Origin of the sequence: Curtobacterium sp. MCJR17_055 (genome assembly GCF_003224335.1) — a bacterium.
GTDB lineage: Bacteria > Actinomycetota > Actinomycetes > Actinomycetales > Microbacteriaceae > Curtobacterium.
The window spans coordinates 1-26,674 of the sequence record NZ_QKLF01000003.1 but is presented as its reverse complement, the minus strand read 5'-3'; the positions used below and the strand labels follow the sequence as shown (position 1 = coordinate 26,674).

Genomic DNA, 26,674 nt, shown 5'->3' with positions numbered 1-26,674 from the left:
CCGACCCGCCGCTGGCGCGTCGGTCCGGAACCGGCCGGTGGGGAGCCTCCCGTCCGTCTCCGACCGTCGGCTACGCGACCGCTGCGGCGGGCTCGGGCTTCTGCACCCGCTGGCCGACGACGGCGGACACGCCGTCCTGCCGCATCGAGACCCCGTACAGCGCGTCGGCGATCTCCATGGTCCGCTTCTGGTGCGTGATGACGATGAGCTGCGACGACTCCTGCAGCCGCCCGAACACGGTGAGCAGGCGGCCGAGGTTCGCGTCGTCGAGCGCCGCCTCGACCTCGTCCATGATGTAGAACGGGCTCGGCCGGGCCGTGAAGATCGCCACGAGCAGCGCCACGGCAGCCAGGGACCGCTCCCCGCCGGACAGCAGCGTCAGCCGGTCGATCTTCTTGCCCGCGGGCTTGACCTGCACGTCGATGCCGGTGGTGAGCAGGTCGTCCGGGTTCGTCAACGTGATCGATCCCGAACCGCCGGGGAACAGGATCGGGAACACGACGTCGAACGCCTCGCGGGTGTCCTCGAACGCGGACGCGAAGATGGTCTGCATCTTCCCGTCGAGCTCCTCGATGATCGTCAGGAGGTCGGCGCGGGTCTTCTGCAGGTCGTCGAGCTGGTCGGACAGGAACGCGTGCCGCTGCTCGAGCGCCTGGAACTCCTCGAGCGCGAGCGGGTTCACCTTGCCGAGCCGCCCGAGGTCACGCTCGGCCGCGGCGAGTCGGCGCTCCTGCTCGGCGCGGACGTACGGCGTGGTCGGGACGTCCGCGGGGTCGACGTCGGGTGCCTCGTACTCGGGCAGGGCAGGCCCGCCGGGCAGGGTCGAGCCGGCGGCGAGCACGGTCTCGTCGGTGTCGTCGGTCTCGTCGACGTCGACACCGACCGGGTCGAGGTCGTCAGCGGCCGTGTCCTCGGCCCCCGTCGACACGTCCTCGGCAGCGGCCGCTCGTGCCGCCTCGCGGTGCCGTCGTGCGAGCACCCGCGGGTCGATGAGCACGTCGACCGGCACGGGGACGTCCGGCCCGTACTCCGCGACGAGCACGGTCTCGCCGAGCCCGAGTTCGCTCTGCGCCCGGTCGAGGACCCCGGACAGGTGCAGCCGCTTCTCGTAGATCTCCATCTCGAGCGAGTGCACCCCGTCGGTGATGGTCTGCAGACGGTCCCGCAGCTCGCGCTCCTCGTTCCGGATGCCCTGCAGCTCGGTGTTGCGCTTCGTGCGCTCGGACTCCTCGGTCGCGAGCTGCACCCGGGCCTCGGCCAGCGAACGGTCGACGGCGGCGAGGACCACCGGCAGGTCGGCCAGGACACCCTCGGCCGAGGCGATCTGCCCCCGTCGGATGACCGCGAGACGCGCAGCCTCCTCGGCCGCCGCCCGCTCCGCTCCGAGTTGCCGCTCGAGCTGGTCCGCCCGACGCCGCTCGGCCCGGGCACGCTCGCGGGCGGTCTCGACCTGCAGTCGGTGTTCGATCTCCGCCGCCCGGGCGGCGTCGACGGCGTCCTGCGCCGCCGGCCGGGCGGACGCGTCGACGACCGGGCGCGGGCGCTCCGCGAAGGCCCGGAGCTCCGCTTCGGCCGCGGCGAGTGCCGCTTCGGAGGCCGCAGTCGCACCGTCCGTCTCGGCGAGGGCTGCGCGCAGCCGCTCGACCTCGGCAGCGGTGTTCTCCGCCCGGGCGCGGGCGGAGGCACTGGTCCGGTCGTACTCCGCCGTCGCGCGGGCGTGGGCGCGCGCGGCCCGGTCCGCCTCGTCCACCGCCCGCCGTGCGGCCTCCACCGCGGTCCGCGCAGCCTGGAGGCCCGCGGCCGCCTCCTCCGCCTCGGCCACCACGGTCTCCCGGCGGGTGGCCGCTGCGTCGCGGTCCGCGGCCAACTCGATGCGGGACGTCGAGCGCTGCCCGCCGCCGGTCACCCGCGCCGCGCGCACGAGGTCGCCGGACCGCGTGACCACCGTGGCGTCCGGGGCGGCCGCGAGCACCGCCTCCAGGTCGACGTCGTCCCGGTCGGCGACCAGCGTCTCGGTCAGGACCGCGGTGAGCGCGGGCGGGCCGGTCACGACGTCGAGCGCGGCCCGGACGCCGGGCGGCAGCGCGGCGGGCAGCCGTGACGCACTGCCGGCCACGTCGGCGACGACCACGTCGATGCGACCGAGGTCCGCGGCCCGGGCGTGGTCGACGGCGTCGAGCGCAGCCCGCCGGTCCTCGGCGAGCACGGCGTCCGCGAGCCCGTCGAGTGCGGTGGCGACGGCCGCCTCGTACCCGGGCGTGACCGTGAGACGGTCGGCGAGCCGGCCGGCGATCCCCTCGCGACCGGCGTCGATGAGCGCTTGCGAACCGTCACGGACGTCGATCGAGAGCGCGAGCGCGGCGATCCGGGCGTCGAGGGCGTCCCGTTCGCGCTCGAGCGCGTGCAGTCGGTCCCGGTGCGTGTCCCGGTCCGCCTGGGCTCGGTCGAGCTGGTCGCGGGCCGCCGCCAGCGTCGCAGTGAGTGTCTCGTCGTCGGTGTCCAGCGCCGGGTCGCGACCGAGGTCCTCCAGGGTGGCGGCGGCCTGCTCGGCACGGACGACCGCCTCGGAGAGCGCTCGCTCCCGCCGCTCCCGGTCGGCGACGGCCGACGACCGCCGCGAGCGCGCCACCTCGACGGCCCCGGCGAGCCGCTGGCCGTTCAGGTCGTGCTGCGCGACGCGGGCAGCCTGCGCGGCGATCTGCTCGTCGAGCGCGTCGAGTGCGGCACGAGCGGCCTGCACCCGCTCACCGACGGCGGTCGTCCCACCCTGCATCTCCTGCGCACGCAGGTCGAGCCGGTCGGCTTCGGCGCGGACGCCGGCGACCCGCTCGGGCGTGACGGTCGGGCCCTGCTGCGGTGCCTCGGCCTGCTGCGCGAGGAACATCAGCCGCTGGTTCGCGAGCATCGACAGGCTGCGCAGTCGCTCCTGCACGCTCTCCAACCGGTGGACCACGGTCCGGGCGCGGTCGACGTCGTCGCCGACCATGCTCTGCTCGACCTGCTGCTGCCGCTGCCGGATCTGCTCGAGCCGCTCCTGCAGGACGATGCGCTCGGACTTCCGACCGGTCTCGACCTCGACGTGGTCGCGCAGTTCGCGCCGCAACCGCACGACGTCGTCGGCGAGCAGGCGGGCCTTGGCGTCCCGGGCGACGGCCGCGACCGACTGCGCCTTGCGGGCCACCTCGGCCTGGCGTCCGAGCGGTTTCAGCTGCCGGCGGATCTCCCCCGCCAGGTCCGACAGCCGTGTCAGGTTCGTCTGCATCGCGTCGAGCTTCCGGAGCGTCTTCTCCTTCCGGCGGCGGTACTTGAGGATGCCGGCAGCCTCCTCGATGAACCCGCGCCGGTCCTCCGGGGTGGCGTGCAGCACCTTGTCGAGCTGGCCCTGCCCGACGATGACGTGCATCTCCCGGCCCAGCCCGGTGTCGCTCAGCAGCTCCTGGACGTCGAGCAACCGACAGTTCTCGCCGTTGATGGCGTACTCGCTGCCACCGTTCCGGAACAGCGTCCGCGAGATCGTCACCTCGGCGTACTCGATCGGCAGCAGACCGTCGGCGTTGTCGATCGTCAGGGTCACCTGTGCGCGACCGAGGGGACCGCGGGTGGCGGTGCCGGCGAAGATGACGTCCTCCATCTTGCCGCCGCGGAGGGTCTTCGCCCCCTGCTCCCCCATCACCCAGGCAAGGGCGTCGACGACGTTCGACTTGCCGGAGCCGTTCGGGCCGACGATGCATGTGACGCCCGGCTCGAACGCGAACGTCGTGGGCTGCGCGAAGGACTTGAACCCCTTGAGGGTCAGGCTCTTCAGGTACATGCGGTCTCCGGCTGGTCGGTTCGCGTCAGGCTAACGCCTGCGCTGCCGCGGAGCGGGCTGGCACACGGGGCAGCGGTGGCTCGACCGGTTCATGAAGGCCTCACGCACGATCGCGGTGCCGCACCGCGGGCAGGGCTCCCCCTGCTGGCCGTACACCGCGAGGCGTTGCGAGAAGTACCCGGACTGCCCGTTCACGTTGACGTACTGCGCGTCGAAGCTCGTCCCGCCGTCCTCGAGCGCGCGGCGGAGCACGGCCCGGACCTCGTCGAGGAGCAGGTGCAGCGTCGCCCGGGGCAGCCGGTCGGCCGGTCGGTCGAAGTGCAGGCGCGCTGCCCACAGCGACTCGTCCGCGTAGATGTTCCCGATGCCGCTGATGACCCCCTGGTCGAGCAGCACACGCTTGATGCCGCTGGACCGCTTCCGCGCCGCGGCGGTGAAGCGGTCGTCGTCGAACGCGGGGTCGAGCGGGTCCCGGGCGATGTGCGACACCTGGAACGGGATCCGTCGGCGCCAGTCGGCTCGCGGGTCGGTCGTGTCGATCTGCCCGGCGTGGCCGGCGGCAGCGCCGTCGACCGTGGGCAGCATCCGGTCGATCGCCATCGACCCGAAGGTGCGCTGGTCGACGAACTCGAGCTGCACCGGTGCCTCCCGGACGCCGTCCCGGTCCGTCCCGGGAGGCTGCACGTCGAGGACGATCCGCCGGTGCCGTGCGGCGGGTCGGTCGCGGCCGAGCAGGATCTGGCCGCTCATGCCGAGGTGCGCGACCAGTGCTTCGGGTCGGTCCCCGTCGGGGTCCAGCGGGAACCACATGAACTTCCCGCGACGGACGGCCGCGGCGATCGTCCGCCCGGTCAGGCGGTGCGCGAAGTCCTCGGCAGGCCCGTCGTGGCGGGTGAGCGCGCGCTCGTCGTGCACCTGCACGGCGAGCACCCTGGCGCCGGTGACGGCGGGTTCGAGGCCGGCGCGGACGACCTCGACCTCGGGGAGTTCGGGCACCCGGTCAGCCCTCGACGGGACGTCCGGACAGTCGCGTCCAGGCGTCGAGCGCGGCGGACATCTCCGCCGTCTTCTTGCTCGTGCCGGTGCCGGTGGCGACGTCCTCGCCCTGCAGCACGACCGTCGCGTGGAAGGTCTTGTCGTGGTCCGGGCCCGCTTCGGTGATGCGGTAGGCGGGGTTGCCGAGCGAGCGCGCGGAGGCGAGCTCCTGCAGGCTCGTCTTCGGGTCCATCGCGGCGCCGAACCGCGCGGGGTCGACCAGCAGCGGCGCGACGAGCCGCAGCACCAGGTCGGTGGCGGCGTCGGCGCCGGCGGACAGGTACGTCGCCCCGATCACGGCTTCCACCGTGTCGGCGAGGATCGACGACTTGTCGCGACCACCGGTCTGCTCCTCGCCCTTGCCGAGCCGGAGGTACGCGCCGAGCCCGATGTGGCGGGCGATCTCGGCGAGGGCGACCGTGGAGACGAGGCTCGCGCGCCGCTTGGCGAGCTCGCCCTCGTCGAGTTCCGGGTAGTCACGGAACAGCTTGACAGTCACGGCCTGCCCGAGGATGGAGTCGCCGAGGAACTCGAGCCGCTCGTTGTGCCCGATCCCGCCGTGCTCGTACGCGTACGACCGGTGGGTGAGGGCGAGCTGCAGGAGTTCCGGGTCCACCGGCACGTCGAGGAGGTCGCGCAGACGAACGACGTCCGACCCCACGGGGCGGGACCCCGCGGCGCCGGACGTCGCAGTCATGAGGGGAGTCCGATCAGACGTCGGCGACCTTGCGGCCCTTGTACTCCATGTACAGGGGCGTGCCGGCCGAGTCCTCGACGACCTTCGCGCGGTGCGGGAGGCTGTAGGTGACCTTGCCGTTCTCGATCGTCTTCACGAGCTGGACCGGTGCGGCCTTCCACTGCGATCGACGGGCGTGCGTGTTCGCACGGGACTGCTTGCGCTTGGGGACGGCCATGGTGGTTCTCTTTCGCTTGGTCGGTGGTCAGTCGTGGGCGGTGGCGGTCACTCGGCCTGGTCGGCCGGCGTCCGCTCCTCGTCCGCGGTGGTCTGGTCGGGAGTGCTGTCGTCGAACTGGATCCCGCTGAGCGCAGCCCAGCGAGGATCGGTGGCAGCGGTTGTCGGCCGCTCGCCGATGTCCGCCAGGCGCTCACCCGTCTCCGGGTCGAGTCCTGGGCAGTCCGGCCGGCAGACCGGCTGGAACGGCAGTGACAGCACCACCGCGTCTCGGACGACCGGTTCACAATCCACGTGGTCATCGTGAACCTGGTAGTCGAATTCCTCCGAGGCATCATACGCGAACAGTTCCGCGAATTCGACCTCGACGAGCTCGCTGACGTCGATGAGACAGCGCGAGCACTCCCCCGTCGCCTCGGCCCGGGCGGTGCCGGACGCGAGCACACCCTCGTGGAGGCCCTCGAGCTTCACGTCGAGGTGCATCTGGTCGCCCTCGCGCACGGCGATGAGACCGGCGCCGAGGGTGCTCGGGACGGTGATGTCGAGCGACACCTCGCGCATGTCGCCCGGCCGGTGCGCGAGGTCACGCACACGCAGGGCGTAGGGGCTGTTCACGGAGGAAGACACGATCAACCAGCCTACCCCGCTCAGGCCGACGAGTCGAGCACCCGGAGCGTGTCGAGGGCGGCCGTCCGTCGGTCCGGCCGTCAGGCCCGCCCGGCGAGCGCGCGGGCCACCGCGTCGGGCACGTACGGCGTCACGTCGCCACCGAGGGACGACACCTGCCGGATGAGCGAGCTCGAGACGTGCGCCCGGGCGGCGTCCGGCAGCAGGAAGACCGTCTCCACCCCGGCGAGGTGCCGGTTCATGATCGCCATCGGGGTCTCGTAGGCCACGTCCTCGCCGGACCGCACACCCTTCACCAGGATCTTCGACCCCACCTGCCGGCAGTAGTCGACCAGGAGCCCGGCCGTCCACTCCCCGACCACGACCCGGCCCGGGATCCCGAGCTCCGTGACGGACTCCCGGATGAGCCGGACCCGGTCGCCGGCGTCGAACAGTGCCGCCTTCTTGTCGGGGTTGTGCACGACGAGCACGTGCACCTCGTCGAACAGGTCCACGGCACGGGCGATCACGTCGAGGTGTCCCAGCGTCACGGGGTCGAACGAGCCGGGCACCACGGCGATCTTCGTCATGTGAGCGACGATACCGGCCGACTCCGCTCAGTTCTTCCCGAGGAAGGCCGCGTCGGACTCGTCGAGGCGGCGTGCGAGGGCGTCCCGGAGCGCGGGACTGCCGCTCAGGTCCGGGTCGTCCTCCAGGAGGCGTTCGGCCTCCTCCCGCGCGTCCACGATGAGGTCGGCGTGCTGCACCACGCGCAGGAGCGTCAACGACGACCGCCCACCCGACTGCCGTTCGCCGAGCACGTCGCCCTCCCGGCGCAGTTCGAGGTCGACCCGTGCCAGCTCGAACCCGTCGTCGGACGCGGCCACCGCGTCCACGCGCTCCCGTGACACCGTGTCGGTCTCGGCGGCGGTGACGAGCAGGCAGACACCCGCGTACTGCCCGCGACCGATGCGCCCGCGCAACTGGTGCAGCTGCGAGACGCCGAACCGGTCGGCGTCGAGCACCGCCATCATCGAGGCGTTCGGGACGTCGACACCGACCTCGATCACCGTCGTCGCGACGAGCACGTCGACCGCGCCGTCGGCGAAGGACGTCATCACGCGGTCCTTCTCCTCCGCCGACATCCGGCCGTGCAGGACCTCGATGCGCCGCCCCGCGAGCACGGGCATGGCGCGCATCCGTTCCGCGGTCGCGAGGACCGTCGCGGGCTTCCTGGTCGGCGTGCCGTCGGCGTCGGCGCCGCCCGGCGTGCCGTCGGCCGCGGCTCCGTCGCCGGCGGGACCGGGCGTCCCGTCGTCCTCGCCGTGCGCGTCGTCGATCGCCGGACAGACGACGAACGCCTGGCGCCCGTCCGCCAGCTCCTCGGCCATCCGCGTCCAGATGCGGGACTCCCACCCGGGGTGCTCGGCGAGCCCGACGGTGAACGTCTCGACCCCGGCCCGGCCGGACGGCATGCCCTGGATCGTCGAGACGTCGAGGTCGCCGAACACGGTCATCGCCACGGTCCGCGGGATGGGCGTCGCGGTGAGGACGAGCACGTGCGGTGGCGTCGAGCCCTTCGTCCGCAGGGCCTCACGCTGCTCCACCCCGAAGCGGTGCTGCTCATCGACGACCACCAGGCCGAGTTCGGCGAAGTCGACCCGGTCGCCGAGCAGCGCGTGGGTGCCGACCACGAGGCGGGACCCACCGGACGCCGCGGCGAGCAGCGCCCGCCGGCGCTCGTCGGTGGACTGCGACCCGGTCAGGATCACCGGACGGAGCTCCGCGGCCAGGTCCGGCCCGAGGAACTTCACGATCGACCGGAGGTGCTGCGCGGCCAGGACCTCCGTCGGGGCGATCAGCGCGGACTGTCCGCCGGACTCCGCCACGGTGAGCATCGCCCGGATCGCGACGAGGGTCTTGCCCGAACCGACCTCGCCCTGCACGAGCCGGTGCATCGGCCAGGTCCCGGCCATGTCCTGCGCGATCTCGGCCCCGACCGACCGCTGGTCGTCGGTCAGGGTGAACGGCAGGCTCGCGTCGAAGCGCTCGAGGACGCCGCCGGGCGACGCGGTCCGGGCGACGGACGCCGTGGCCCGCGCCGCGATCCGGCGCTGCACCAGCGCGGTCTGCAGCACGAACGCCTCGCGGTAGCGCAGGGCGTCCTGCGCCCGTTTGAAGTCGGACACCTTCTCCGGCCGGTGCAGCAGTTCGAGTGCCCGACGGAACGGCACGAGGTCGAGCCGGGTCCGGACGGAGGCCGGGATCGGGTCGGCGACGTCCGGCAGCGTGTCGAGGACGACCCCCATGGCCTTCGCGATCTGCCAGGACGACAGGGAAGCCGTGGCCGGGTAGATGGGGATCGGCTGGCGCGACCAGCGGATCGCCTCCTCCGACCCCGGGTCCGCCGTGGCGCGGGGGTCGTCCCGGTCGAAGAGCTCGTAGTCCGGGTGCGCCAGCTGCCGGGCGCCGCGGTAGTCGCCGACCTTGCCGGCGAAGACCCCGCGGGCGCCGGGCACGAGGTCCTTCGTCCGCCACCCCTGGTTGAAGAACGTCAGGGTCAGCAGGCCGGTCCCGTCCCCGATCTTGGCCTCGAGGATGGAGCCCCGTCGCGCCCGCATGGTGCGCTCCCGGACCTCGACCACCTCGGCGACGATCGTGACCGACTCGCCGATCGCGAGCGAGTCCAGCGCCGTGAGTGCGCCGCGCTCCGCGTAGCGACGCGGAGCGTGCTCGAGGAACTCCCCGACGGTGCGGTGCCCGAACGCCTTCTCGATCGCCTTCGCCGTCCGCCCACCGAGGACGTTCGCCAGCCGCACGTCGAGCGGCGCCGGGCCCCACTGCACGGGTCCCCCCACGGCAGCGGACGGCGCGTCGCCGACCGACGCAGCGCCCGCACGGGCGGCGTCAGCGCCCGCGGCTGGGCTCGTCGGAGCGGCATCGGTGCGGGAGGTGGCCACGCCCCAACGGTACCCGCGACGTCCGACCCGCCACGAGCCTCCCCGGCGGGGCTGTGGAGGACGCCGGGGTCGCCGCCGCGGCCCGCTACGGTGGCAGCATGACGCGCATCATCGCCGGCGCCGCCGGGTCCACGACGCTCCGGGTGCCGAAGTCCGGCACCCGACCGACGAGCGACCGTGTGCGCGAGGCGCTGTTCTCCTCCCTCGAGTCGCGCGGGCTCATCGACGACACCTCGGTCGCGGACCTGTACGCCGGAACCGGTGCGCTCGGCCTCGAAGCCGCGTCCCGGGGTGCGGTCGAGGTGTCCCTGGTGGACCGCGCCGCGTCCGCGGCGGCCGCCTGCCGCGAGAACGCGCGCGCGGTGCAGAAGCGCGCGCCTGGTGTCCGCATCGACGTCCACGCGCAGCCCGCACTGGGGTACCTGCGGGGGACGGCGAAGACGTTCGACCTCGTCTTCATCGACCCGCCGTACGAGGTCGCCGAGTCCGAGGTCACCGACGTGCTCGAGGCCCTCGTGTCACGCGTGACGCCCGGTGCGGTCGTCGTCGTCGAACGCGGCACCCGCTCCCCCGAGCCCACGTGGCCGGCCGGGCTCACCCGGTTCAGCAAGCGCTCGTGGGGTGACACCGTGGCATGGGAGGCCGTGGCCGACGCGGACTGAGGCTACCGCCGCTCCGACCGGAGCCGGACCTGCTGCCGGGCCGGTGCCGGAGCGCGCGGGGGTGCGACTTTGCGTCAGCCCGCGACGCCGTCCCAGTCCGCGTACGGGTCCCACCCCGTCGTCGGGACGGGCGTCCCGCCACGAACCAGGTCCACGGACCGCTCCGCATGGTCCGCTCCCGCGTGGGACGTGCGCTCGCGCACCACGCCGATCCGGCGGAAGCCGCCCGGCAGGCGCGTCCCGACCGGGAAGGTCGCCAGCAGCCCGTGGTCCTCGCCGCCGTGCAGCGCGACCTCGTCCACCACCCCGTCGGGCGCCGACGCCTCGGCCGGGTCGAGTTCCAGGGTCACGCCACTCGCCCGGGCGAGGCGCCCTGCGTCGATCGCGAGCCCGTCGGACAGGTCGAGCATCGCCGTCGCACCGGCTGCGGCAGCCAGCGGACCGTCGGCGATCGGGGGGACCGGGCGGCGCTGCCGGGCGACGTCGGGGTCCGTGTCGGCCCCGCTCGCCCGGACCCGCTCGACGTCGGGCTCCCCCGCGGCGTCGACGCCGTCCCGGAACAGCCGGGCCAGGCCGCGGGCGGCGGCGCCGAGCTCCCCGGAGACAGCGAGGACGTCACCGACCCGGGCACCGGACCGGACGACGGGGTCCCGCCCTCCGAGGTCCCCGAACGCGGTGACGGTCAGCGAGAACGTCGCCGACGTGGACAGGTCGCCGCCGACCACCCCGCACCCCGGAGCGAGGGCGTCGACGGCGAGTCGGAACCCGTCCGCGACGCCCTCCAGCACCGCGACCTGGGTGTCCGGCGGAGCCGCGATCGCGACGACGAGACCGGAGGGCACGGCGCCCATCGCGGCGACGTCGGAGAGGTTCGTGGCGGCGGCCTTCCAGCCGACGTCCTCGGGCGAGGACCACGCCCACCGGAAGTCCGGGCCGTGCACCATCATGTCCGTGGTCACGACGAAGCGGCCGTCGGGGGCGGCGACGACGGCGCAGTCGTCCCCGGGCCCGAGGACCGGGGACCCGGCGGGGAGGCGTCGCGTGACCCGGTCGAGCACCGCGAGTTCGCCGAGCGCTCCGACGGTCGTGCGCTGTGCTCCGGCGGTCGCCCGCCCGTCGACGCCGTCGGGACCGTCGGTGCGGTGCTCGTGCTGGTGCTCGTCGTGCGTCGCGTCCACACGAGAACGGTAGCCTGGACGCCGATGGACACCGCGCGCCGAGGACCCCGCATCATCGCCACCGTGCTCGCCGCGGCGGCGGTCGTGGCCGGGCTGTCCGGCTGCACGAACGCGGTCCGCATGGAGCCCGCTCCCGCAGCGGACGCGGCCGCGTGTGCCGATGCCCAGGTCCGCCTGCCCGCGGTCGTCAACGACACCCTGGCGCTCCGCAACACCTCCGCACAGGCCACGGCGGCGTGGGGGTCCCCCTCCGCCGTGCTCTACCACTGCGGTGTCGCCGTGCCGACCGTCTCCGACCTGCCGTGCTTCTCGCAGGGCTCCGTGGACTGGATCCGCGACGACCGGGGGAAGGAGGTCGTCTACACGACGTTCGGCCGGTCCCCCGCGGTCCAGGTCGTCATCGACACCTCCCGCGCGACGGGCGACGCCCTGCAGGACCTCGGTGACGCCGTGTCACGGCTGCCGGAGGACGGCCACCGCTGCCTCGACCCGCAGGACGTCGACTGACCCGGACGGTCCTCAGCGGACCGCGGCGCGTCCCAACTCGATGAGCTCCGCGACGAGTTCCGGGTAGGGCAGCCCCGACGCCGCCCAGCAGCGCGGGTACATCGAGAACGGGGTGAACCCCGGCATGGTGTTGACCTCGTTCACGACGAAGCCGTCGTCCGTCAGGAAGCAGTCCACACGGGCCAGCCCGGCGCCGCCGATCGCCTCGAAGGCACGCGCTCCGACGGAACGGATCTCGTCGGTCTCCGCCTCGGTGAGCGGGGCCGGGCACAGCAGCTGCTCGTCACCGCCCAGGTACTTGGCGGCGAAGTCGTAGAAGCCGTCCTCGGCGACGACGATCTCCCCGGGCAGGCTCGTCCGCGGCACGCCGTCACGACCCTCGAGCACGGCGACCTCGACCTCGCGGCCGACGACCCGCGGCTCGACGATGACCTTGCTGTCGTGCTCGAAGGCGAGGTCCATCGCCGCACCGAGCTGAGCGGGGTCGTCGACGCGCGAGACGCCCATGCTCGACCCGGCGCGTGCGGGCTTCACGAACAGCGGGAAGCCGTGCGCGGCGACGGTCTCGGCGACGTCGACCGGATCGGCCTGCCACTGCCGACGGAGCACCGTCGTCCACGGGGCGACCCGGAGCCCGGCGTGCTCGAGGACCGCCTTCGCGACGTGCTTGTCCATGGCCAGGGCGCTCGCCAGGACGCCGTCGCCGACGTAGGGCAGGCCGGCGGTCTCGAGCAGGCCCTGGACGGTGCCGTCCTCGCCGAAGGGTCCGTGCAGGATCGGGAAGACGACGTCGACGTCCCCGAGCGACTCGACCGAGCCGTCCGGCAGTTCGACGGAGAACCCACGGGAGTCGCCGGAGAGCGGGAAACGGACGCGGGTGCCGTTGTCCGGCACGGTCGGGAGCTCCTGACCCCGGAGTGCCCAGACCGACGGGTCGTCCGCCTGGAGCGTGAACGCCCCGTCCTTCGTGATGCCGATCGGCAGCAGGTCGTACCGGTCGCGGTCGACGACGTCCATGATGCCGCCGGCGGTCACGCAGCTGATCTCGTGCTCGCTCGACCGGCCACCGAAGAGCACGGCGACGGTGGTCCGCTCGTCGGTGCCGCTCGGCGTGCGCTCGGCGTCGGTCGGTTCGGATGCGGGCGCGGTGCTGCTCATGGACGCTCCAAGCGGTGGGTACCGGGACCGGTCACTCGCCCTGGGGCTCGTCGGTCTCCGTGAGGTGCGGCGCGATGTTGCGCGGATCGAGCCTACCGGCGAGGACCTCGCCCACCTGTCCGACGATGGGCATGTCGACGCCGTTCGCCCGGGCCAGCTCGAGGATGGGCGCGACCGAGGCCAGGCCCTCCGCGGTCTGGTTCATCTGCCGCACGACCTCGTCGAACCGGTACCCCTGCCCGAGCAGGCGCCCGGCGGTGTTGTTGCGCGACAGCGGCGACTGGCAGGTGGCGATGAGGTCGCCGAGGCCCGCGAGACCGGACAGCGTCGACGGCTGCGCGCCGAGCGACACCGCGAACTCGGTCATCTCGGCGAGGCCGCGGGTGATGATCGACGCCTTGGTGTTCTCGCCGTACCCGACACCGTCGACGATGCCGATCGCCACCGCGATGAGGTTCTTGAGGACCCCACCGAACTCGGTGCCGATCACGTCGGTGTTGATGAAGGAGCGGAAGTACGGGTTCGTCGCCACGGCTGCCACGGCGGTCGCGGTGTCCGCACTGGACGACGACACGACGGCCGCGGTGGGCTGCCGGCGGGCGATCTCGAGCGCCAGGTTCGGTCCGCTCGCGACGGCGATGCGGTCCTGGTCGATGCCGAGGCCGTCGAGGAGCACCTCGCTCATCCGCAGGCCGGTCGCCTTCTCCACGCCCTTCATGAGGCTCACGACGGGCACATCCGCGGGCAGGAGTTCGCGGATGGCGGCGAGGTTCGAGCGCAGCGTCTGCGACGGCACCGACACGTAGACCTGCTCGGCACCGGACAGCACCGCTGCCAGCGACGTCGACGCGGTGAGGGTCCGCGGCAGGTTGATGCCGGGCAGGTACTCCGAGTTCCGCTTCGTCTCGGTGATCTCCCGCGCGACCTCGGGACGCCGGGCCCAGAGCACGGTCTCGGCCCCGCCCTCGGCGAGCACCTTGGCGAACGTGGTCCCCCAGCTGCCGGCACCGATCACGGCGACCCGTGGCTTGTCGGTCGACTGCATGACGACGCGGATCGCGGCGGTGTCCACGGCGCCGCGGGCTGCGACGGAGGGGTCCGGGTGGTCGTCGTGCGGGCGGAGGCCGGGCGCGCTGGTCCGGTCGGCTGCGTCACTCAAACTTGCCGGTCTCCTTCTGCTTGTTCGCGGTCGGGTCCCAGCGCTCGGCGGGCGCCTGCTCACCGCGGAGGCCCTCGAGCAGCGCGGTGATGCGCTCCATGAGCAGCGCGGTCACCTCGGTGAGGGCTTGCTGGTCGACCGGCTTCCCACGCCACCGCGACAGGTCGAGCGGCTCGCCGTAGACGATGTCGACCTTCGCCGGCGGGAACAGGCGGAGCTTCTTGCCGTACCGCGCCATGATCCGCTGCGTGCCCCAGTGGGCCATCGGGATGAGCGGGACGTCGTTCTCGAGGGCGATCCGCGCCGCCCCGGTCTTGCCGCGCATCGGCCACAGGTCCGGGTCACGGGTGAGCGTGCCCTCGGGGTAGACGATGACTGCGCCGCCGTTCGACACGAGTCCCTTGCCGCCCTTCAGCGGGTCGTTCAGGCGGGTCCGGCCGTTGCGCTCGACGGGGATCTGCCCCATACCGCTCATGAGCTTGCCGAACACCGGCACGCGGAACAGCGACGCCTTCGCGAGGAACCGCGGCGATCGACGGTGCAGCCACACGGTCGTCCCGACGACGAGCGGGTCGATGTTCGTGTAGTGGTTCGGGGCGAGGACGAACGCCCCCTCCTCCGGCAACCGGTTCGGGCCGTGCCAGCGGTAGCCGGAGGCGAACCGGATGGTCGGGATCACGACGGACCCGGTGATCCGGAAGGCCCGGTTCAGCTCGCCGCGTCGCCACCGCCGACCGGGGACCGGGAGGCCCGTGCGGACCTCTCCGGGTCGTCCCACCTGTGGCAGTTCCAGCGCGTCGGGCCCGGTCGTCGGTCGTGCCACGGCGGCACCGTCACCGGTGCCGCCGTGGTCGTGCTGCTCCGCCACGTCAGCCGGCGAAGTCGAAGTCCGCGCCGAGCTTGCGGAGCTTCGGGATGAAGTGCTCGTACCCGCGGCTGATGATGCCGACGTTCGTGATGTGCGACTCGCCCTCCGCGGTCAGTGCCGCGATGAGGTGGCTGAAGCCGCCGCGGAGGTCCGGGACGCGGACGTTCGCGCCGTGCAGCTTGGTCGGGCCGGTGATGACCGCGGCCTGCTCGAAGGGACGACGGGCGACGCGACGGTCGTGGCCGGGCAGGCCCTCCTTGTGCACGACGATGTCGGCACCCATCTCGTTGAGCGCGTCGGTGAAGCCGAAGCGGTTCTCGTAGACGGTCTCGTGCACGACGCTCTGGCCCTCGGCCTGCGTGAGCGCGACGACGAGGGGCTGCTGCCAGTCGGTCATGAAGCCGGGGTGCACGTCGGTCTCGATGACGACGGGCTTGAGGACGTCGAGCTCGCGGTAGAACCGGATGCCGTCCTCCTGGATGTCGAACCCGCCGCCGACCTTCCGGAAGACGTTGAGGAACGTCATGAGCTCCTGCTGCTTGGCGCCCTCGACGAAGATGTCGCCGTTGGTCGCCAGCGCGGCGGAGGCCCAGCTCGCGGCCTCGTTGCGGTCGTTGATCGCACGGTGCGTGTAGCCGCGGAGCGACTTGACGCCTTCGATGAAGATCGTGCGGCTCGGTTCGACCGTGACGATCGCGCCCATCTTCTGCAGGATCGCGATGAGGTCCATGATCTCGGGCTCGATCGCGGCGTTCCGCAGCTCGGTGGTGCCCTCGGCGAGGACGGACGAGAGCAGGACCTGCTCGGTCGCGCCGACGCTCGGGTAGGGGAGCTCGATGTTCGCGCCCTTGAGGCCGTTCGGGGCCGTGATGTGGATGCCCGAGACCTGCTTGTCGACGACGGCACCCATGGCGCGCAGTGCGTCGAGGTGGAAGTCGATCGGGCGGTCGCCGATGCGGCAGCCGCCGAGGTCGGGGATGAACGCCTCGCCGAGCTTGTGCAGCAGCGGACCGCAGAACAGGATCGGGATCCGGCTCGAGCCGGCGTGCGCGTCGATCTCGGCGAAGTGCGCCGACTCCACGCGCGAGGGGTCGAGGATGAGCTCGCCACGGGCGGGGTCCGTCACGCGGACACCGTGCACCTCGAGCAGGCCGCGCACGACCTTGACGTCGGAGATGTCCGGGACGTCCTTGAGGATCGACGGGGTGTCGCCGAGGAGCGCAGCGACCATGGCCTTGGTCGCCAGGTTCTTCGCACCGCGGACCTCGATGCGTCCCACGAGCGGCTTGCCGCCCCGGATGACGATCTCGTCCGACTTCAACCCGACGCGCGCCCCTGCAGCTGCTGCGTCCTGTACGAGAGAGTTCACTACTTCACCGGCAATGTCTTCGGCCGCCAACGGGAGCGGCGGGATTCGAACTCCGTGATCGAGGTCTCGTCACGGAGGGTGAGCCCGATGTCGTCGAGCCCTTCCATCAACCGCCAACGAGTGTAAGCGTCGATCTCGAAAGCCACGTCCATGTCGCCGATCGACACGCGCTGTGTCGCCAGGTCGACGGTCGCCTCGATCCCGGGCTGGGCCTCGATCGCCGCCCACATCCGCTCGATCTCGGGCTCGGACACCATCGCGGTGACCAGTCCCTGCTTGCCGGCGTTGCCCTTGAAGATGTCCGCGAAACGGGGTGAGACGACCACGCGGAACCCGAAGTCGCGCAGCGCCCACACTGCGTGCTCGCGGGAGGACCCGGTGCCGAAGTCCGGGCCGGCGACCAGGACCTTCGCGCCCTGGTAGGCGGGCTGGTTGAGCACGAAGTCGGGGTCCTGGCGCCAACCGGAGAACAGCGCGTCCTCGAACCCGGTCTTCGTGACCCGCTTGAGGTAGACCGCGGGGATGATCTGGTCGGTGTCGACGTTCGACCGCTTCAGCGGTGCCGCGATCCCGGTGACGGTGCCGATCTTCTCCATCAGTTGTTCCCTCCAGCCGTCGCCGGCACGGCCAGGCGGGCGTCGTCCTCTTCCAGGTCCCACGGGCTCGACAGCGTTCCGCGGACAGCGGTCGCCGCGGCCACGAGCGGCGAGACCAGGTGGGTCCGGCCGCCCTTGCCCTGCCGCCCCTCGAAGTTGCGGTTCGAGGTCGAGGCACAGCGCTCCCCCGGCGCGAGCTGGTCCGGGTTCATGCCGAGGCACATCGAGCAGCCGGCGAAGCGCCACTCCGCACCGAACTCGGTGAACACCCGGTCCAGGCCCTCGGCCTCGGCCTCCAGGCGCACCCGGGCGGACCCCGGCACGACCATCACCCGCACGCCCGGCGCCTTCTGACGCCCGCGGATGACCGACGCGAAGGCGCGCAGGTCCTCGATGCGGGAGTTGGTGCACGAGCCCATGAACACGGCGTCGACGGCGATGTCCTTCATCGGCGTCCCGGCGGCGATGTCCATGTACTCGAGGGCTCGGGAGGCCGCGGCCTGGTCGTTCGGGTCGGTGAAGTCGGACGGCGACGGGACCGAGTCGGACAGCGAGACGCCCTGACCGGGGTTCGTCCCCCAGGTGACGAAGGGCTCGAGGGCGTCCGCGTCGATGAAGACCTCGGCGTCGAACACGGCGTCGTCGTCGGTCGCGAGGGTGTCCCAGTACGCGACGGCCTCGTCCCAGTCGGCGCCCGTCGGGGCGTGGTCGCGGCCCTGGACGTAGTCGTACGTGGTCTGGTCGGGGGCGACCATGCCCGCACGGGCACCGGCCTCGATCGACATGTTGCAGATCGTCATGCGGCCCTCCATGGAGAGCGCCCGGATCGCGGAGCCGCGGTACTCGAGCACGTAGCCCTGTCCGCCGCCGGTGCCGATCTGCGCGATGACCGCCAGGATGATGTCCTTCGCCGTGACGCCCGGGCGCAGCGTGCCCTCGACGGTCACCGCCATCGTCTTGAAGGGCTTGAGCGGCAGCGTCTGCGTGGCGAGGACGTGCTCGACCTCGCTCGTGCCGATGCCGAACGCCATGGCGCCGAAGGCCCCGTGCGTCGAGGTGTGCGAGTCCCCGCAGACGACCGTGATGCCGGGCATCGTCAGTCCGAGCTGCGGACCGACCACGTGCACGATCCCCTGCTCCTTGTCGCCCAGCGAGTGCAGGCGGACGCCGAACTCCTCGCAGTTGCGGCGGAGCGTCTCGATCTGCGTGCGGCTGGTCGGGTCCGCGATCGGCCGGTCGATGGCGAGCGTCGGGGTGTTGTGGTCCTCGGTGGCGATGGTGAGGTCCAGGCGTCGCACCGGACGACCGGCCTGCCGCAGGCCGTCGAAGGCCTGCGGGCTCGTCACCTCGTGCACCAGGTGGAGGTCGATGTAGAGGAGGTCCGGGTTGCCGTCCTCACCCTTGACGACGACGTGGTCGTCCCACACCTTCTCGGCGAGCGTCCTGCCCATGCCCGTGCCTCCTCATCCGCGTTCCGACCCCGCTGTCACGGCGTCGTCCGAGCATGGTAGCAGCTTGGTATACCAATCGCGACGACGCCCGGGAGGCCCGCCCCGCGGTCCCCGACACCCGTCGCGGTGAGAGGATGGCGGGGACATGACGACGCCCGCGCACTCGACCCGCACCACCAACCTCGAGGGCGCGGCCCGCGCCGCGATCGCCGGTGGGGTGCCGCTGGCACTCCTCATCGCGCTCGGCCTGCCGCAGTACGCCGCCTTCGCGGTGTTCGCCGGGTTCACGGCGATCTTCGGCGCGACCGAGCCCTACCGACAGCGCGCCGTGACGACCGGGGTCGCCGGCGCGATGCAGGTCGTGTGCATGGCGGCGGGCATCGCCGTCGCCCTCCTCGGCGCGCCGCTCTGGCTGCAGGGAGTCGGGCTCGTCGTCGTCATCGTCGGCGCGGTCGGCACACTGACGGCACTCCGGGCGATCCCGGCACAGCCGATCTTCCCGGTGTTCGCCTTCGTGGTGTCCGCGCTCGTGCCCGTGCGTCCGTCCGACCTGCCCCTCGTGGCGACGGTCATCCTCTGCGCGGTGGCCTGGGCGTGGCTCGTCGCGATGTCCGGCGCCGCGTTCCGGCTGGTCCTGCACCCGCACGCGCCGCACCGCTTCCGCCCGCTCGCGGACCGCAAGCACCGTTCCCTCGCGGTCCTCCGGACCTCGGCCCTCTGGGAGACGGTCGCCCTCAACGTCGTCGGTGCACTCGCTGCCGGTGCCCTCGCCGAGGCACTGCCCGGCCTCGGGCACCCGTACTGGGCGGTCATCGCCGTCGTGTCGACGCTGCCCGCGCTCCGGCAGCGGCACACCGTCTCGCGCGCGGTCCAGCGCGTCGTGGGCACGGTCGGCGGCACGGTGATCGCGGTCGGGATCCTGCTGCTCGAGCCCTCGGCCTGGTGGATCGTCGTGATCGCGGTCGTCGGACAGTTCGGGGCCGAGGTGTTCGTCGCCCGGAACTACGCCGTCTGCCTGCTGTTCCTCACCCCGCTCGCCCTCGCGGTCTCGTGGCTCAGCGTGCCCGAAGCGCCGACGCTCCTCGCACTCGACCGGATCGGCCAGACCCTCCTCGGCGCGCTGGTGAGCCTCGTGCTCCTCGCCGTCGGGCGTGCGGTCGAGCGGCGGCGCGGCCGCCCGCTCGGTGCGACCAGCAGCATCCGGACCGTCTGACGGACCGCGGTCGTCCCGACGGTCCCGTACCGGGCCTCCCGAACGGCGCAGGGCAGGTCCGGACGTCCGGCACGCCGGGCGCGTGCGGCACGATGGGCGCATGGACGACATCGCCACGCCCGGGACCTACACGCTGCTGCCCACCGCACCGCCGCTCGAGGACTACCTGCGCCTCCGACGTGACTCCGGCTTGACACCGGTGACGGCCGAGCAGGGCGCGCCGGCGATCGACGGCGCGTGGTCGGCGTGTCACGTCGTCGACGAGGACGGGAGACCGGTCGCGATGGGGCGGGTCATCGGCGACGGCGGGTGGTACTTCCACGTCGTCGACATCGCCACCGACCCCGGGCACCAGCGTCGTGGGCTCGGACGGGCCGTCGTCGAGTGGCTCGTCGCGGACGTGCGCGAGCGGGCCCCGGAAGGCGCCTACGTCTCGCTCATCGGGGACCCGCCCGGGCAGCGCCTCTACCGGTCACTCGGGTTCGAGGACGTGGCGCCGAGCCTCGGCATGGCGGTCGTCCTCGGCACGGACGGCTGAGCGCGGACCGCTGCGCGCGGTCGGCTGCTCGCCGTCGGCCGTGCTCAGCGCGGCTCGATGTTCCAGGCGTCGATGACCGGGCGGCCGTGCTCGTAGCCGAGGGTGCTGACCGTCGCCGTCCCGAGCTTGAGCACGGCACCGTCCTGCGGGGCGAGCCGGATCCAGGCCGCACCGAGGGCGCGGAGGACGTGGCCGTGGGCGACGACGATCGCGTCGTGTCCCTCGGCCAGGACGGGCCGCGCCCGGTTGATGACCCGTTCCACGCGGACCCGGACCTCGGCAGCGTTCTCGCCGGGGGTGTCACCGGCCGGGACCCCGTCGGTCCACAGGTCCCACGGGCCGTGCCGCTGCACCTTGATCTGCGGCGTCGTGAGGCCCTCGTAGGCGCCGTAGTCCCACTCGTACAGGTCCTCGTCGAGTTCCGGGTCGACGCCGATGATGCGGGCGGTCTCGCGCGCACGTGTCAGTGGGCTGGACAGTGCCAACGCGAACTCGCGGTCGGCGAGGTACCGGGCGGCACGCTCCGCCTGGGCCTCCCCGTTCGCCGTGAGGGGGATGTCCGTGCGGCCGGTGTGCTGCCCGCTCTTCGACCACTCCGTCTCTCCGTGACGGACGAGGACGAGTTCGCCGGGGCGTTCCGAGGTCATGAGTTCCTTCCGAGCCAGAGGCCGAGCGCAGCAGCGCCGACCGAGACGACGAGCATGCCGAGGCCGTTGAGGACGGCGAGCCGGGTCTTGCCGGATCGGAGGAGCTGCACGGTCTCGACGCTCGCCGTCGAGAACGTCGTGTACCCACCCATCATGCCCGTCCCGAGCACGGTGACCATCGGGACTGCGATCGTCCCGGCTCCACCGAGCCCCGTGACGAGTCCGAGGACGAACGACCCGGTGACGTTGACGAGCACCGTGCCGAGCGGGAACCGCCGCACCCGCGCCTTCACCAGTCCGTCCAGGACGAACCGCAGCGCGGCTCCGACACCGCCACCCGCCGCGACGAGCAGGAGTCCCACGGCCGTCACCGCGCCGGCCCCGTCCCCGGCCCTGCCGACGCCGTGGCTCGCCGCCGGAGCCCCGCGGCGAGGGCGGTCCCGGCGACCACCGCGGCGAGGCCGAGCAGCACGGTCAGCAGCGCGGAACCGGCGCCGGCCCCCCAGCGCCCGACGTCGATGAGCCGAGCGGTGTCGTCCGCCAGCGCGCTGTAGGTCGTGAAGCCACCGAGCACGCCGGTCCCCACGAACAGCCGGACGGTGCGCCGACGTCCGACGTCGGGGCCGGTCAGTGCGAGGTGCTCGAGCAGCAGACCGAGACAGAACGCCCCGGCGACGTTGATCGCGAGGATCGTCCAGCTGATGCCGTCGACGGGCGGCAGCACGGCGGCGAGCACGGCCCGGACCGCGGTGCCGAGTGCTCCACCGAGGGCGACCAACGCGATGAGTCCGGCGCGCAGGTGCGGCGGCGGTCCCGCCGGTCGTCCGTCCATCCGTCGTCTCCTGCCCACTCGCACCCCGGCTGCACCCGCTGCCGGGCGGGACGACGAAGGCCCCCACCCGGACGGGTGGGGGCCTTCGTGCTGGTGACCCCAGCGGGATTCGAACCCGCGTTACCGCCGTGAGAGGGCAGCGTACTAGGCCGCTATACGATGGGGCCGCGGCGATGTGTCGGTTCGGAGTGTGTCACTCGTGGTGACCCCAGCGGGATTCGAACCCGCGTTACCGCCGTGAGAGGGCGGCGTACTAGGCCACTGTACGATGGGGCCGTTCCGACAACTCGACAAGTATGGCACAGGGTGTGAGCGAGCACCAAAACGAGCCCGTCCGTCCCGGTGTGTCGCCGGGCCGACCGGGGCATACGGTGGGTCGATGACGGTGCGCATCGGCCTGTCCGGCTGGCAGTACGACTCGTGGCGCGGCGACTTCTACCCGGAGGGCCTCGCGAGACGACGCTGGCTCGAGCACGTCGGTGATCGGTTCCCGGCCGTCGAGGTCAACGGCTCCTTCTACTCGTTGCAGCGTCCGTCCCGGTACCGCGCCTGGCGGGCGGCCGTCCCGGAGGGCTTCCGGTTCGCACTCAAGGGCGGCCGCTACCTCACACACATGCTGCGGCTCCGGAACGTGGACACCGCGCTGGCGAACTTCTTCGCCTCCGGTCCGCTCGAGCTCGGTCCGGCCCTCGGTCCGGTGCTCTGGCAGCTGCCCGAGCAGGTCGTGCCCACGCCGGAGGTCCTCGACGCGTTCCTGGCGGCCCTGCCCCGCTCGCACGGTGACGCCGCCACGCTCGCCACCGGGCACGACGCCAAGGTCGCCGAGCCCGCCACGACGACGGAGCACGCCAGGCTGCGGATCGACCACGCGCTCGAGGTCCGGTCGCCGGACGCCGTCACGCCCGAGCACCTCGCGGTGCTCCGCCGGCACCGGGTCGCGCTCGTGGACTCACACGCCGGGGACTTCCCCCGGTTCGTCCACGACACGGACGCGCCCCTGGCGTACCTCCGTCTGCACGGAGCGCCGCACACGTACCACGACGGCTACCCACCGGAGGCCCTGGCGGACTGGGCCAACACCGTCCGCCGCCACGACGAGGCGGGCCGTGACGTGTGGGTCTTCTTCGACAACGACGCGGAACGGCACGCCCCCTGGGACGCACTCGGCCTCGCCCGGCTCGTCGGCCGCCCTCAGACCCGGAGCGACTCCCCCGGCGCCAGCGAGACGACCTCGCCCGCGGGTTCGACGACCTGACGGATCCGGTCGGTGTGCCCGGCGAGCCCGATGTCCGAGAGCGTGGCCTCGTGGATCGGGACGGCGCGTCGCGGTGCCACCGCTGCCAGGTGGTCCATGAGCTCACCGATCTTGAGCCACGGTGCGCCGACGGGCGTCGCGAAGAGCTCCACCGGCACGCCCGGGTCGATGTAGGCGTCGCCGGGGTGGAACAGCAGCCCGTTGACGAACACCCCGGTGTTGTCGACCACCGGGACGGACGAGTGGATGAGCTGGTGTCGCGTCCCGTGGAAGGTGAGGGAGAACGGCCCGACGGTCCGGGCCTCCCCCGCGGTCACCACGTCCACGGCGACGACCTCGGCCAGCGCCGTGGCGACACCGGCTGGGCCGAACACGGGGATGCCCGGGTTGCGCTCGAGGATGCCGGCCACCTGCTCGGCGGTGCCGTGGTCCGGGTGCTCGTGGGTGACGACGACGGCGACCACGCCCGTCACCTCGACGGGGCGGGTGAAGGCGCCGGGGTCGATGACCAGACGGGCGCCGTCCTCCTCGACGACGAGGCACGCGTGCTCGAGCTTCGTGACCAACATGGCGACGAGCGTACGCCGCCCTGCACGCGCAGGGTCCGGCCCGTCGCCGGGCCGACGGACTCCCGGCTCCCCGCGTCACCGGTTGTCCGGCGGACGCCCGGCCCGGTCCCTACCGGGCGTCCGGCGGCAGGGTCTCCTGGGCGGCGTGTGCGGCCTGGGCGTGCTCGGCGTCGGCGATGAAGCGTTCCGCGCCGTCGCGGGGCATGGCGGACTGTCCGCCACAGTACGAGCACTGGAGCACGTAGCGGCCGTGTCCGAAGGGGAACACGGGCACGAAGAAGAGCGTGAACCAGGTGCGGAGGCGGTGCAGGCGCTGCGCGGCGGTCGATCCGCAGAGGGCACAGGCGAAGAAGAGGACGCCGGCGAGGGCGCTCCTGGTGCGGCTGCCGAAGATGATCATGACGTCCCCTGTCGGTGGTCGGTCGCCGGACGCCGCCGCCGACGACGTCGTCGGCGTTCGGGCGTGGCGCGTGCTGTTCCGCCCATGATGGGCCGGTCGTGGTGTGGACGGGCGGATCGAACACGCGGCTGAGCCCGGGAACGACGAAGGCCCCCGGTTTCCCGGGGGCCTTCGATCACGTTGCTGGCTGGGGTACCTGGACTCGAACCAAGAACGACGGTACCAGAAACCGCTGTGTTGCCAATTACACCATACCCCATCGGACCCTGCGGTCCTGCGCCCCGTTGTCCGGGGCACGATCAACTACTGTACAGCATCCCGGAGGTCTTCGAGACCACCCACCAGGTCGCGGTGCACCGCAGCGGCCGTCGACGCCCCGTGACCGGCCGCGACGATGAGCTGTTGCGGTCCCGGCGGCGTGATGTCTCCCACCGCGTACAGCCCGGGTGCGCCGGTCCGACCGAGCCGGTCCACCCGCACCAGGCCCTGCTCGTCCCGGTCGAGGTCGGCGTCGACCCAGTCGAGGTCCGCGTGCCACACCGGGCGGACGAAGGCGCCCGAGCGCGGTTCGACGTGCCCGTCCGCGAGCCGCACACCCGTCATCCCGTCGCGGTCGCCCTCGAGGTCGGCCAGCGGTCGGGCGTCGACACGGATGCCCGCGCGTTCGAGCCGCGTGCGACCCTCGCCGGTCACCGGCGCCACGCCGTTCGTGTACACCACCAGGTCGTCCGTCCACGCGCCGACGAGCAGCGCGCGGTCGACGACGTCGTCCGTCTCGCAGATGAAGGCCAGCGGTTGCCCGGCCTTGTCGTAGGCGTCGCACTCCACACAGCTGTGCACGTCGGTGCCGTAGAACGCGCGGAGCGACGGCAGCGCGGGGAACGCCTCACGGAGACCCGTGGCGAGGACGACCGCGCGCGCAGCGGCGTCCACGTCCGTCCCCCGCCAGCTGCCGTGCACCCGCCAGACGTCACCGTCGCGCCAGAGGCGGTCGACGACGGCCTGCGTGACCGTGGCCTCCGGGTACCCGGCGACCTCCTCGCGACCGAGCCGTCGGAGCTCGAGGGGCGAGATGCCGTCCCGTGTGATGAACCCGTGCGACCGGAGGGTCGCCGCGTTCCGGGGCCGGTTGGCGTCGACGAGCAGGACGGTCCGCTTGGCCCGCACCAGGTTCAGCGCGGCGCTGAGCCCCGCGGGACCCGCGCCGACCACGACGACGTCGTACACGGCCGTCAGCGGGCCGCGAGGGAGCGCAGTCGCGCGAGCGTCGACGCCTTGCCGAGGATCTCCATCGACTCGAAGAGCGGCGGGCTGATCCGTCGCCCGGACACCGCGACGCGCAGCGGACCGAAGGCGACACGGGGCTTGAGCCCGAGTCCGTCGATCAACGCCGCACGCAGCGCCTGCTCGATGGCCGTGGTCTCCCAGTCCCCGAGCGCGTCGAGCGCCTCGATGCCGGCCTGCAGGACGGGCACGGGGTCACCCTTGAGCGAGGCGAGGGCGTCGTCCTCCACCACGAGGTCCGCGTCCGACGTGAACAGGAAGCCGAGCATCGCAGGCGCCTCGCTCAGCAGCTGCATGCGCTCCTGCACGAGCGGTGCCGCGAGGGCGAGGACACGCTCCTGCTCCCGTGTCGCCGGCTCGTCGAGGTACGCGGTCAGGTACTGCTTGAGACGCTCGCGGAAGTCCGCCGCGTCGAGCAGACGGATGTGGTCGCCGTTGATCGACTCGGCCTTCTTGTGGTCGAACCGTGCCGGGTTCGGGTTCACGTCGGTGACCTCGAACGCGGCGGTCATCTCGTCGACCGAGAACACGTCACGGTCGGGACCGATCGACCAGCCGAGCAGCGCGAGGTAGTTGACGAGCCCCTCCGGCACCATCCCGTTCGACCGGTGGTGGAACAGGTTCGACTCCGGGTCCCGCTTCGAGAGCTTCTTGTTGCCCTCCCCCATGACGTAGGGCAGGTGCCCGAACTGCGGGATGAAGTCGGCCATCCCGATCTCGTGGAGCGCCTCGTACAGTGCGATCTGCCGCGGCGTCGAGGAGAGCAGGTCCTCCCCGCGGAGGACGTGGGTGATCCCCATCAGCGCGTCGTCGAGCGGGTTCGTGAACGTGTACAGCGGCTTGCCGTTCGGCCGGACCACGACGAAATCCGGGAACGAACCCTGCGGGAAGGTGATGGCGCCACGCACCAGGTCCTGGAAGCCCAGGTCACGGTCGGGCACACGCAGACGCAGCGCCGGCTCTCGGCCCTCGTCGCGGAAGGCCTGACGCTCGGCGTCGCTGAGGTCGCGCTCGTGGTTGTCGTACCCCTGCTTCGGGTCTCGCCCGTTCGCGCGGTTCCGCGCTTCCATCTCCTCGGGCGTCACGAAGGACTCGTACACGTGGCCGGCGTCCTTGAGCCGCGCGATCGCGTCGACGTAGACGTCCGTGCGCTCCGACTGCCGGTACGGGCCGTGGGGGCCACCGACCTCGACGCCCTCGTCCCAGTCGAGCCGCAACCAGCGGAGCGCCTCGATGATCTGACCGTACGACTCCTCGCTGTCCCGAGCGGCGTCGGTGTCCTCGATGCGGAACACGAGCTTGCCGCCCGTGTGCCGCGCGTACGCCCAGTTGAACAGGGCGGTACGGACGAGGCCGACGTGCGGCGTTCCGGTGGGCGACGGGCAGAACCGGACGCGGACGTCGGAACCGGTGGCTGAGGAGAATGGCGCTGTCATGACGCCGTCGATCCTACCGTGGCGCTCCCCTGCCGATCGGTGTCGGGGGCGACGCCCCTGCGTCGAGGATGCGGCTGGGGACGCGAAAGAGCCCCTGGCCGGGGTGAGCGTTGCTGCTCACCCCGGTCAGGGGCTCGATCGTTCTGTGAAAAGAAGTCCGGCGGCGTCCTACTCTCCCACAAGGTCCCCCTTGCAGTACCATCGGCGCTGAGAGGCTTAGCTTCCGG

26 protein-coding genes and 3 tRNA genes are annotated in these 26,674 nt (G+C 72.5%); 5 read left to right on the top strand and 24 right to left on the bottom strand.

Features of this window, described 5'->3' with window-relative positions; all coding sequences use genetic code 11:
* Positions 1-70: 70 nt before the first annotated feature.
* From DEJ16_RS07655 to DEJ16_RS07625, 7 genes are all read right to left on the bottom strand, one after another.
* Positions 71-3,811: a chromosome segregation SMC family protein gene (locus DEJ16_RS07655; protein ID WP_110826135.1), complete on the bottom strand. Its 3,741-nt coding sequence runs from the start codon at positions 3,809-3,811 to the stop codon at positions 71-73.
* 30 nt (positions 3,812-3,841) lie between these two features.
* A complete protein-coding gene (mutM, locus tag DEJ16_RS07650; RefSeq protein WP_110826134.1) occupies positions 3,842-4,807 on the bottom strand; it encodes a bifunctional DNA-formamidopyrimidine glycosylase/DNA-(apurinic or apyrimidinic site) lyase in 966 nt (321 codons plus the stop codon).
* A 4-nt stretch (positions 4,808-4,811) separates the two neighbouring features.
* Complete coding sequence (rnc, locus tag DEJ16_RS07645) at positions 4,812-5,543, bottom strand: ribonuclease III (protein ID WP_110826133.1); 732 nt, start codon at positions 5,541-5,543, stop codon at positions 4,812-4,814.
* Between the two features lie 13 nt (positions 5,544-5,556).
* Positions 5,557-5,760, bottom strand: coding sequence for a 50S ribosomal protein L32 (gene rpmF / locus DEJ16_RS07640; RefSeq protein ID WP_022905230.1), 204 nt, complete (start codon positions 5,758-5,760; stop codon positions 5,557-5,559).
* Positions 5,761-5,807: 47 nt separating this feature from the next.
* Positions 5,808-6,386, bottom strand: coding sequence for a DUF177 domain-containing protein (locus DEJ16_RS07635; RefSeq protein WP_258365869.1), 579 nt, complete (start codon positions 6,384-6,386; stop codon positions 5,808-5,810).
* 80 nt (positions 6,387-6,466) lie between these two features.
* Positions 6,467-6,955, bottom strand: a complete 489-nt coding sequence (gene coaD / locus DEJ16_RS07630) for a pantetheine-phosphate adenylyltransferase (RefSeq protein ID WP_110826132.1) — start codon at positions 6,953-6,955, stop codon at positions 6,467-6,469.
* 27 nt (positions 6,956-6,982) lie between these two features.
* The gene (locus DEJ16_RS07625) at positions 6,983-9,211 is read right to left on the bottom strand and encodes an ATP-dependent DNA helicase RecG (protein WP_110826161.1); all 2,229 of its coding nucleotides are present in this window, start codon (positions 9,209-9,211) and stop codon (positions 6,983-6,985) included.
* A 212-nt stretch (positions 9,212-9,423) separates the two neighbouring features.
* Between DEJ16_RS07625 and DEJ16_RS07620 the strand changes: the two genes are divergently transcribed.
* Positions 9,424-9,987: an RsmD family RNA methyltransferase gene (locus tag DEJ16_RS07620; protein WP_110826160.1), complete on the top strand. Its 564-nt coding sequence runs from the start codon at positions 9,424-9,426 to the stop codon at positions 9,985-9,987.
* A 74-nt stretch (positions 9,988-10,061) separates the two neighbouring features.
* On the opposite strand, the gene thiL is transcribed toward DEJ16_RS07620, so the two are convergent.
* On the bottom strand, positions 10,062-11,165 hold the full coding sequence (gene thiL / locus DEJ16_RS07615; protein ID WP_375232117.1) for a thiamine-phosphate kinase: 1,104 nt from the start codon (positions 11,163-11,165) through the stop codon (positions 10,062-10,064).
* A gap of 24 nt (positions 11,166-11,189) precedes the next feature.
* Between thiL and DEJ16_RS07610 the strand changes: the two genes are divergently transcribed.
* On the top strand, positions 11,190-11,672 hold the full coding sequence (locus DEJ16_RS07610; protein ID WP_110826131.1) for a DUF3515 family protein: 483 nt from the start codon (positions 11,190-11,192) through the stop codon (positions 11,670-11,672).
* A 12-nt stretch (positions 11,673-11,684) separates the two neighbouring features.
* Here the strand turns inward: DEJ16_RS07610 and DEJ16_RS07605 are convergent, their stop codons facing one another.
* The 6 genes from DEJ16_RS07605 to leuC form a co-directional block, all read right to left on the bottom strand.
* Positions 11,685-12,830: a D-alanine--D-alanine ligase family protein gene (locus DEJ16_RS07605; RefSeq protein ID WP_110826130.1), complete on the bottom strand. Its 1,146-nt coding sequence runs from the start codon at positions 12,828-12,830 to the stop codon at positions 11,685-11,687.
* 31 nt (positions 12,831-12,861) lie between these two features.
* Positions 12,862-13,875, bottom strand: coding sequence for an NAD(P)H-dependent glycerol-3-phosphate dehydrogenase (locus DEJ16_RS07600; protein WP_110826158.1), 1,014 nt, complete (start codon positions 13,873-13,875; stop codon positions 12,862-12,864).
* A gap of 106 nt (positions 13,876-13,981) precedes the next feature.
* A complete protein-coding gene (locus DEJ16_RS07595) occupies positions 13,982-14,812 on the bottom strand; it encodes a 1-acyl-sn-glycerol-3-phosphate acyltransferase (protein WP_258365868.1) in 831 nt (276 codons plus the stop codon).
* Between the two features lie 46 nt (positions 14,813-14,858).
* Complete coding sequence (gene murA / locus DEJ16_RS07590) at positions 14,859-16,226, bottom strand: UDP-N-acetylglucosamine 1-carboxyvinyltransferase (protein ID WP_110826129.1); 1,368 nt, start codon at positions 16,224-16,226, stop codon at positions 14,859-14,861.
* Positions 16,226-16,822: a 3-isopropylmalate dehydratase small subunit gene (gene leuD / locus DEJ16_RS07585; protein WP_110826128.1), complete on the bottom strand. Its 597-nt coding sequence runs from the start codon at positions 16,820-16,822 to the stop codon at positions 16,226-16,228. Before leuD ends, murA begins: the two co-directional genes overlap by 1 nt.
* Complete coding sequence (gene leuC / locus DEJ16_RS07580; protein WP_110826127.1) at positions 16,822-18,273, bottom strand: 3-isopropylmalate dehydratase large subunit; 1,452 nt, start codon at positions 18,271-18,273, stop codon at positions 16,822-16,824. Before leuC ends, leuD begins: the two co-directional genes overlap by 1 nt.
* 145 nt (positions 18,274-18,418) lie before the next feature.
* Between leuC and DEJ16_RS07575 the strand changes: the two genes are divergently transcribed.
* Positions 18,419-19,486: an FUSC family protein gene (locus DEJ16_RS07575; RefSeq protein ID WP_110826126.1), complete on the top strand. Its 1,068-nt coding sequence runs from the start codon at positions 18,419-18,421 to the stop codon at positions 19,484-19,486.
* 100 nt (positions 19,487-19,586) lie between these two features.
* A complete protein-coding gene (locus DEJ16_RS07570; protein ID WP_110826125.1) occupies positions 19,587-20,024 on the top strand; it encodes a GNAT family N-acetyltransferase in 438 nt (145 codons plus the stop codon).
* 44 nt (positions 20,025-20,068) lie between these two features.
* Here DEJ16_RS07570 and DEJ16_RS07565 read toward each other — a convergent pair whose 3' ends face one another.
* The 5 genes from DEJ16_RS07565 to DEJ16_RS07545 form a co-directional block, all read right to left on the bottom strand.
* Positions 20,069-20,671: a histidine phosphatase family protein gene (locus DEJ16_RS07565; protein WP_110826124.1), complete on the bottom strand. Its 603-nt coding sequence runs from the start codon at positions 20,669-20,671 to the stop codon at positions 20,069-20,071.
* Complete coding sequence (gene crcB / locus DEJ16_RS07560; protein WP_110826123.1) at positions 20,668-21,042, bottom strand: fluoride efflux transporter CrcB; 375 nt, start codon at positions 21,040-21,042, stop codon at positions 20,668-20,670. Before crcB ends, DEJ16_RS07565 begins: the two co-directional genes overlap by 4 nt.
* Positions 21,039-21,503 carry a CrcB family protein gene (locus DEJ16_RS07555; RefSeq protein WP_110826122.1) on the bottom strand — a complete coding sequence of 155 codons (465 nt, stop codon included), beginning with the start codon at positions 21,501-21,503 and terminating at the stop codon, positions 21,039-21,041. Before DEJ16_RS07555 ends, crcB begins: the two co-directional genes overlap by 4 nt.
* A 91-nt stretch (positions 21,504-21,594) precedes the next feature.
* A tRNA-Glu gene (locus tag DEJ16_RS07550) sits at positions 21,595-21,670 on the bottom strand.
* 33 nt (positions 21,671-21,703) lie between these two features.
* A tRNA-Glu gene (locus DEJ16_RS07545) sits at positions 21,704-21,779 on the bottom strand.
* A 103-nt stretch (positions 21,780-21,882) separates the two neighbouring features.
* On the opposite strand from DEJ16_RS07545, the gene DEJ16_RS07540 reads away from it, so the two are divergent.
* Entirely contained in the window at positions 21,883-22,758 is an 876-nt protein-coding gene (locus DEJ16_RS07540) for a DUF72 domain-containing protein (protein WP_110826121.1), read from the top strand.
* On the opposite strand, the gene DEJ16_RS07535 is transcribed toward DEJ16_RS07540, so the two are convergent.
* The 5 genes from DEJ16_RS07535 to gltX all read right to left on the bottom strand — a co-directional run bounded on the left by DEJ16_RS07535 (position 22,695) and on the right by gltX (position 26,447).
* Positions 22,695-23,327 carry an MBL fold metallo-hydrolase gene (locus DEJ16_RS07535; RefSeq protein ID WP_110826120.1) on the bottom strand — a complete coding sequence of 211 codons (633 nt, stop codon included), beginning with the start codon at positions 23,325-23,327 and terminating at the stop codon, positions 22,695-22,697. The genes DEJ16_RS07540 and DEJ16_RS07535 overlap by 64 nt on opposite strands.
* Positions 23,328-23,436: 109 nt before the next feature.
* Positions 23,437-23,727 (bottom strand): zinc ribbon domain-containing protein, encoded by a 291-nt coding sequence (locus tag DEJ16_RS07530; RefSeq protein ID WP_110826119.1) that lies wholly within the window; start codon positions 23,725-23,727, stop codon positions 23,437-23,439.
* 184 nt (positions 23,728-23,911) lie between these two features.
* Positions 23,912-23,986, bottom strand: a tRNA-Gln gene (locus DEJ16_RS07525).
* A gap of 44 nt (positions 23,987-24,030) precedes the next feature.
* Positions 24,031-24,954 (bottom strand): NAD(P)/FAD-dependent oxidoreductase, encoded by a 924-nt coding sequence (locus DEJ16_RS07520; protein WP_375232118.1) that lies wholly within the window; start codon positions 24,952-24,954, stop codon positions 24,031-24,033.
* A 5-nt stretch (positions 24,955-24,959) separates the two neighbouring features.
* The gene (gltX, locus tag DEJ16_RS07515) at positions 24,960-26,447 is read right to left on the bottom strand and encodes a glutamate--tRNA ligase (protein WP_110826117.1); all 1,488 of its coding nucleotides are present in this window, start codon (positions 26,445-26,447) and stop codon (positions 24,960-24,962) included.
* Positions 26,448-26,674: the final 227 nt, after the last annotated feature.

Excerpts from the sequence above, each read along its gene's own strand:
- DEJ16_RS07655 (WP_110826135.1), bottom strand. The coding sequence starts at position 3,811 with ATGTACCTGAAGAGCCTGACCCTCAAGGGGTTCAAGTCCTTCGCGCAG.
- rnc (WP_110826133.1), bottom strand. The coding sequence starts at position 5,543 with ATGACTGCGACGTCCGGCGCCGCGGGGTCCCGCCCCGTGGGGTCGGAC.
- rpmF (WP_022905230.1), bottom strand. The coding sequence starts at position 5,760 with ATGGCCGTCCCCAAGCGCAAGCAGTCCCGTGCGAACACGCACGCCCGT.
- coaD (WP_110826132.1), bottom strand. The coding sequence starts at position 6,955 with ATGACGAAGATCGCCGTGGTGCCCGGCTCGTTCGACCCCGTGACGCTG.
- DEJ16_RS07620 (WP_110826160.1), top strand. The coding sequence starts at position 9,424 with ATGACGCGCATCATCGCCGGCGCCGCCGGGTCCACGACGCTCCGGGTG.
- DEJ16_RS07610 (WP_110826131.1), top strand. The coding sequence starts at position 11,190 with ATGGACACCGCGCGCCGAGGACCCCGCATCATCGCCACCGTGCTCGCC.
- DEJ16_RS07605 (WP_110826130.1), bottom strand. The coding sequence starts at position 12,830 with ATGAGCAGCACCGCGCCCGCATCCGAACCGACCGACGCCGAGCGCACG.
- DEJ16_RS07600 (WP_110826158.1), bottom strand. The coding sequence starts at position 13,875 with ATGCAGTCGACCGACAAGCCACGGGTCGCCGTGATCGGTGCCGGCAGC.
- leuD (WP_110826128.1), bottom strand. The coding sequence starts at position 16,822 with ATGGAGAAGATCGGCACCGTCACCGGGATCGCGGCACCGCTGAAGCGG.
- leuC (WP_110826127.1), bottom strand. The coding sequence starts at position 18,273 with ATGGGCAGGACGCTCGCCGAGAAGGTGTGGGACGACCACGTCGTCGTC.
- DEJ16_RS07575 (WP_110826126.1), top strand. The coding sequence starts at position 18,419 with ATGACGACGCCCGCGCACTCGACCCGCACCACCAACCTCGAGGGCGCG.
- DEJ16_RS07570 (WP_110826125.1), top strand. The coding sequence starts at position 19,587 with ATGGACGACATCGCCACGCCCGGGACCTACACGCTGCTGCCCACCGCA.
- DEJ16_RS07565 (WP_110826124.1), bottom strand. The coding sequence starts at position 20,671 with ATGACCTCGGAACGCCCCGGCGAACTCGTCCTCGTCCGTCACGGAGAG.
- DEJ16_RS07555 (WP_110826122.1), bottom strand. The coding sequence starts at position 21,503 with ATGGACGGACGACCGGCGGGACCGCCGCCGCACCTGCGCGCCGGACTC.
- DEJ16_RS07540 (WP_110826121.1), top strand. The coding sequence starts at position 21,883 with ATGACGGTGCGCATCGGCCTGTCCGGCTGGCAGTACGACTCGTGGCGC.
- DEJ16_RS07535 (WP_110826120.1), bottom strand. The coding sequence starts at position 23,327 with ATGTTGGTCACGAAGCTCGAGCACGCGTGCCTCGTCGTCGAGGAGGAC.
- DEJ16_RS07530 (WP_110826119.1), bottom strand. The coding sequence starts at position 23,727 with ATGATCATCTTCGGCAGCCGCACCAGGAGCGCCCTCGCCGGCGTCCTC.
- gltX (WP_110826117.1), bottom strand. The coding sequence starts at position 26,447 with ATGACAGCGCCATTCTCCTCAGCCACCGGTTCCGACGTCCGCGTCCGG.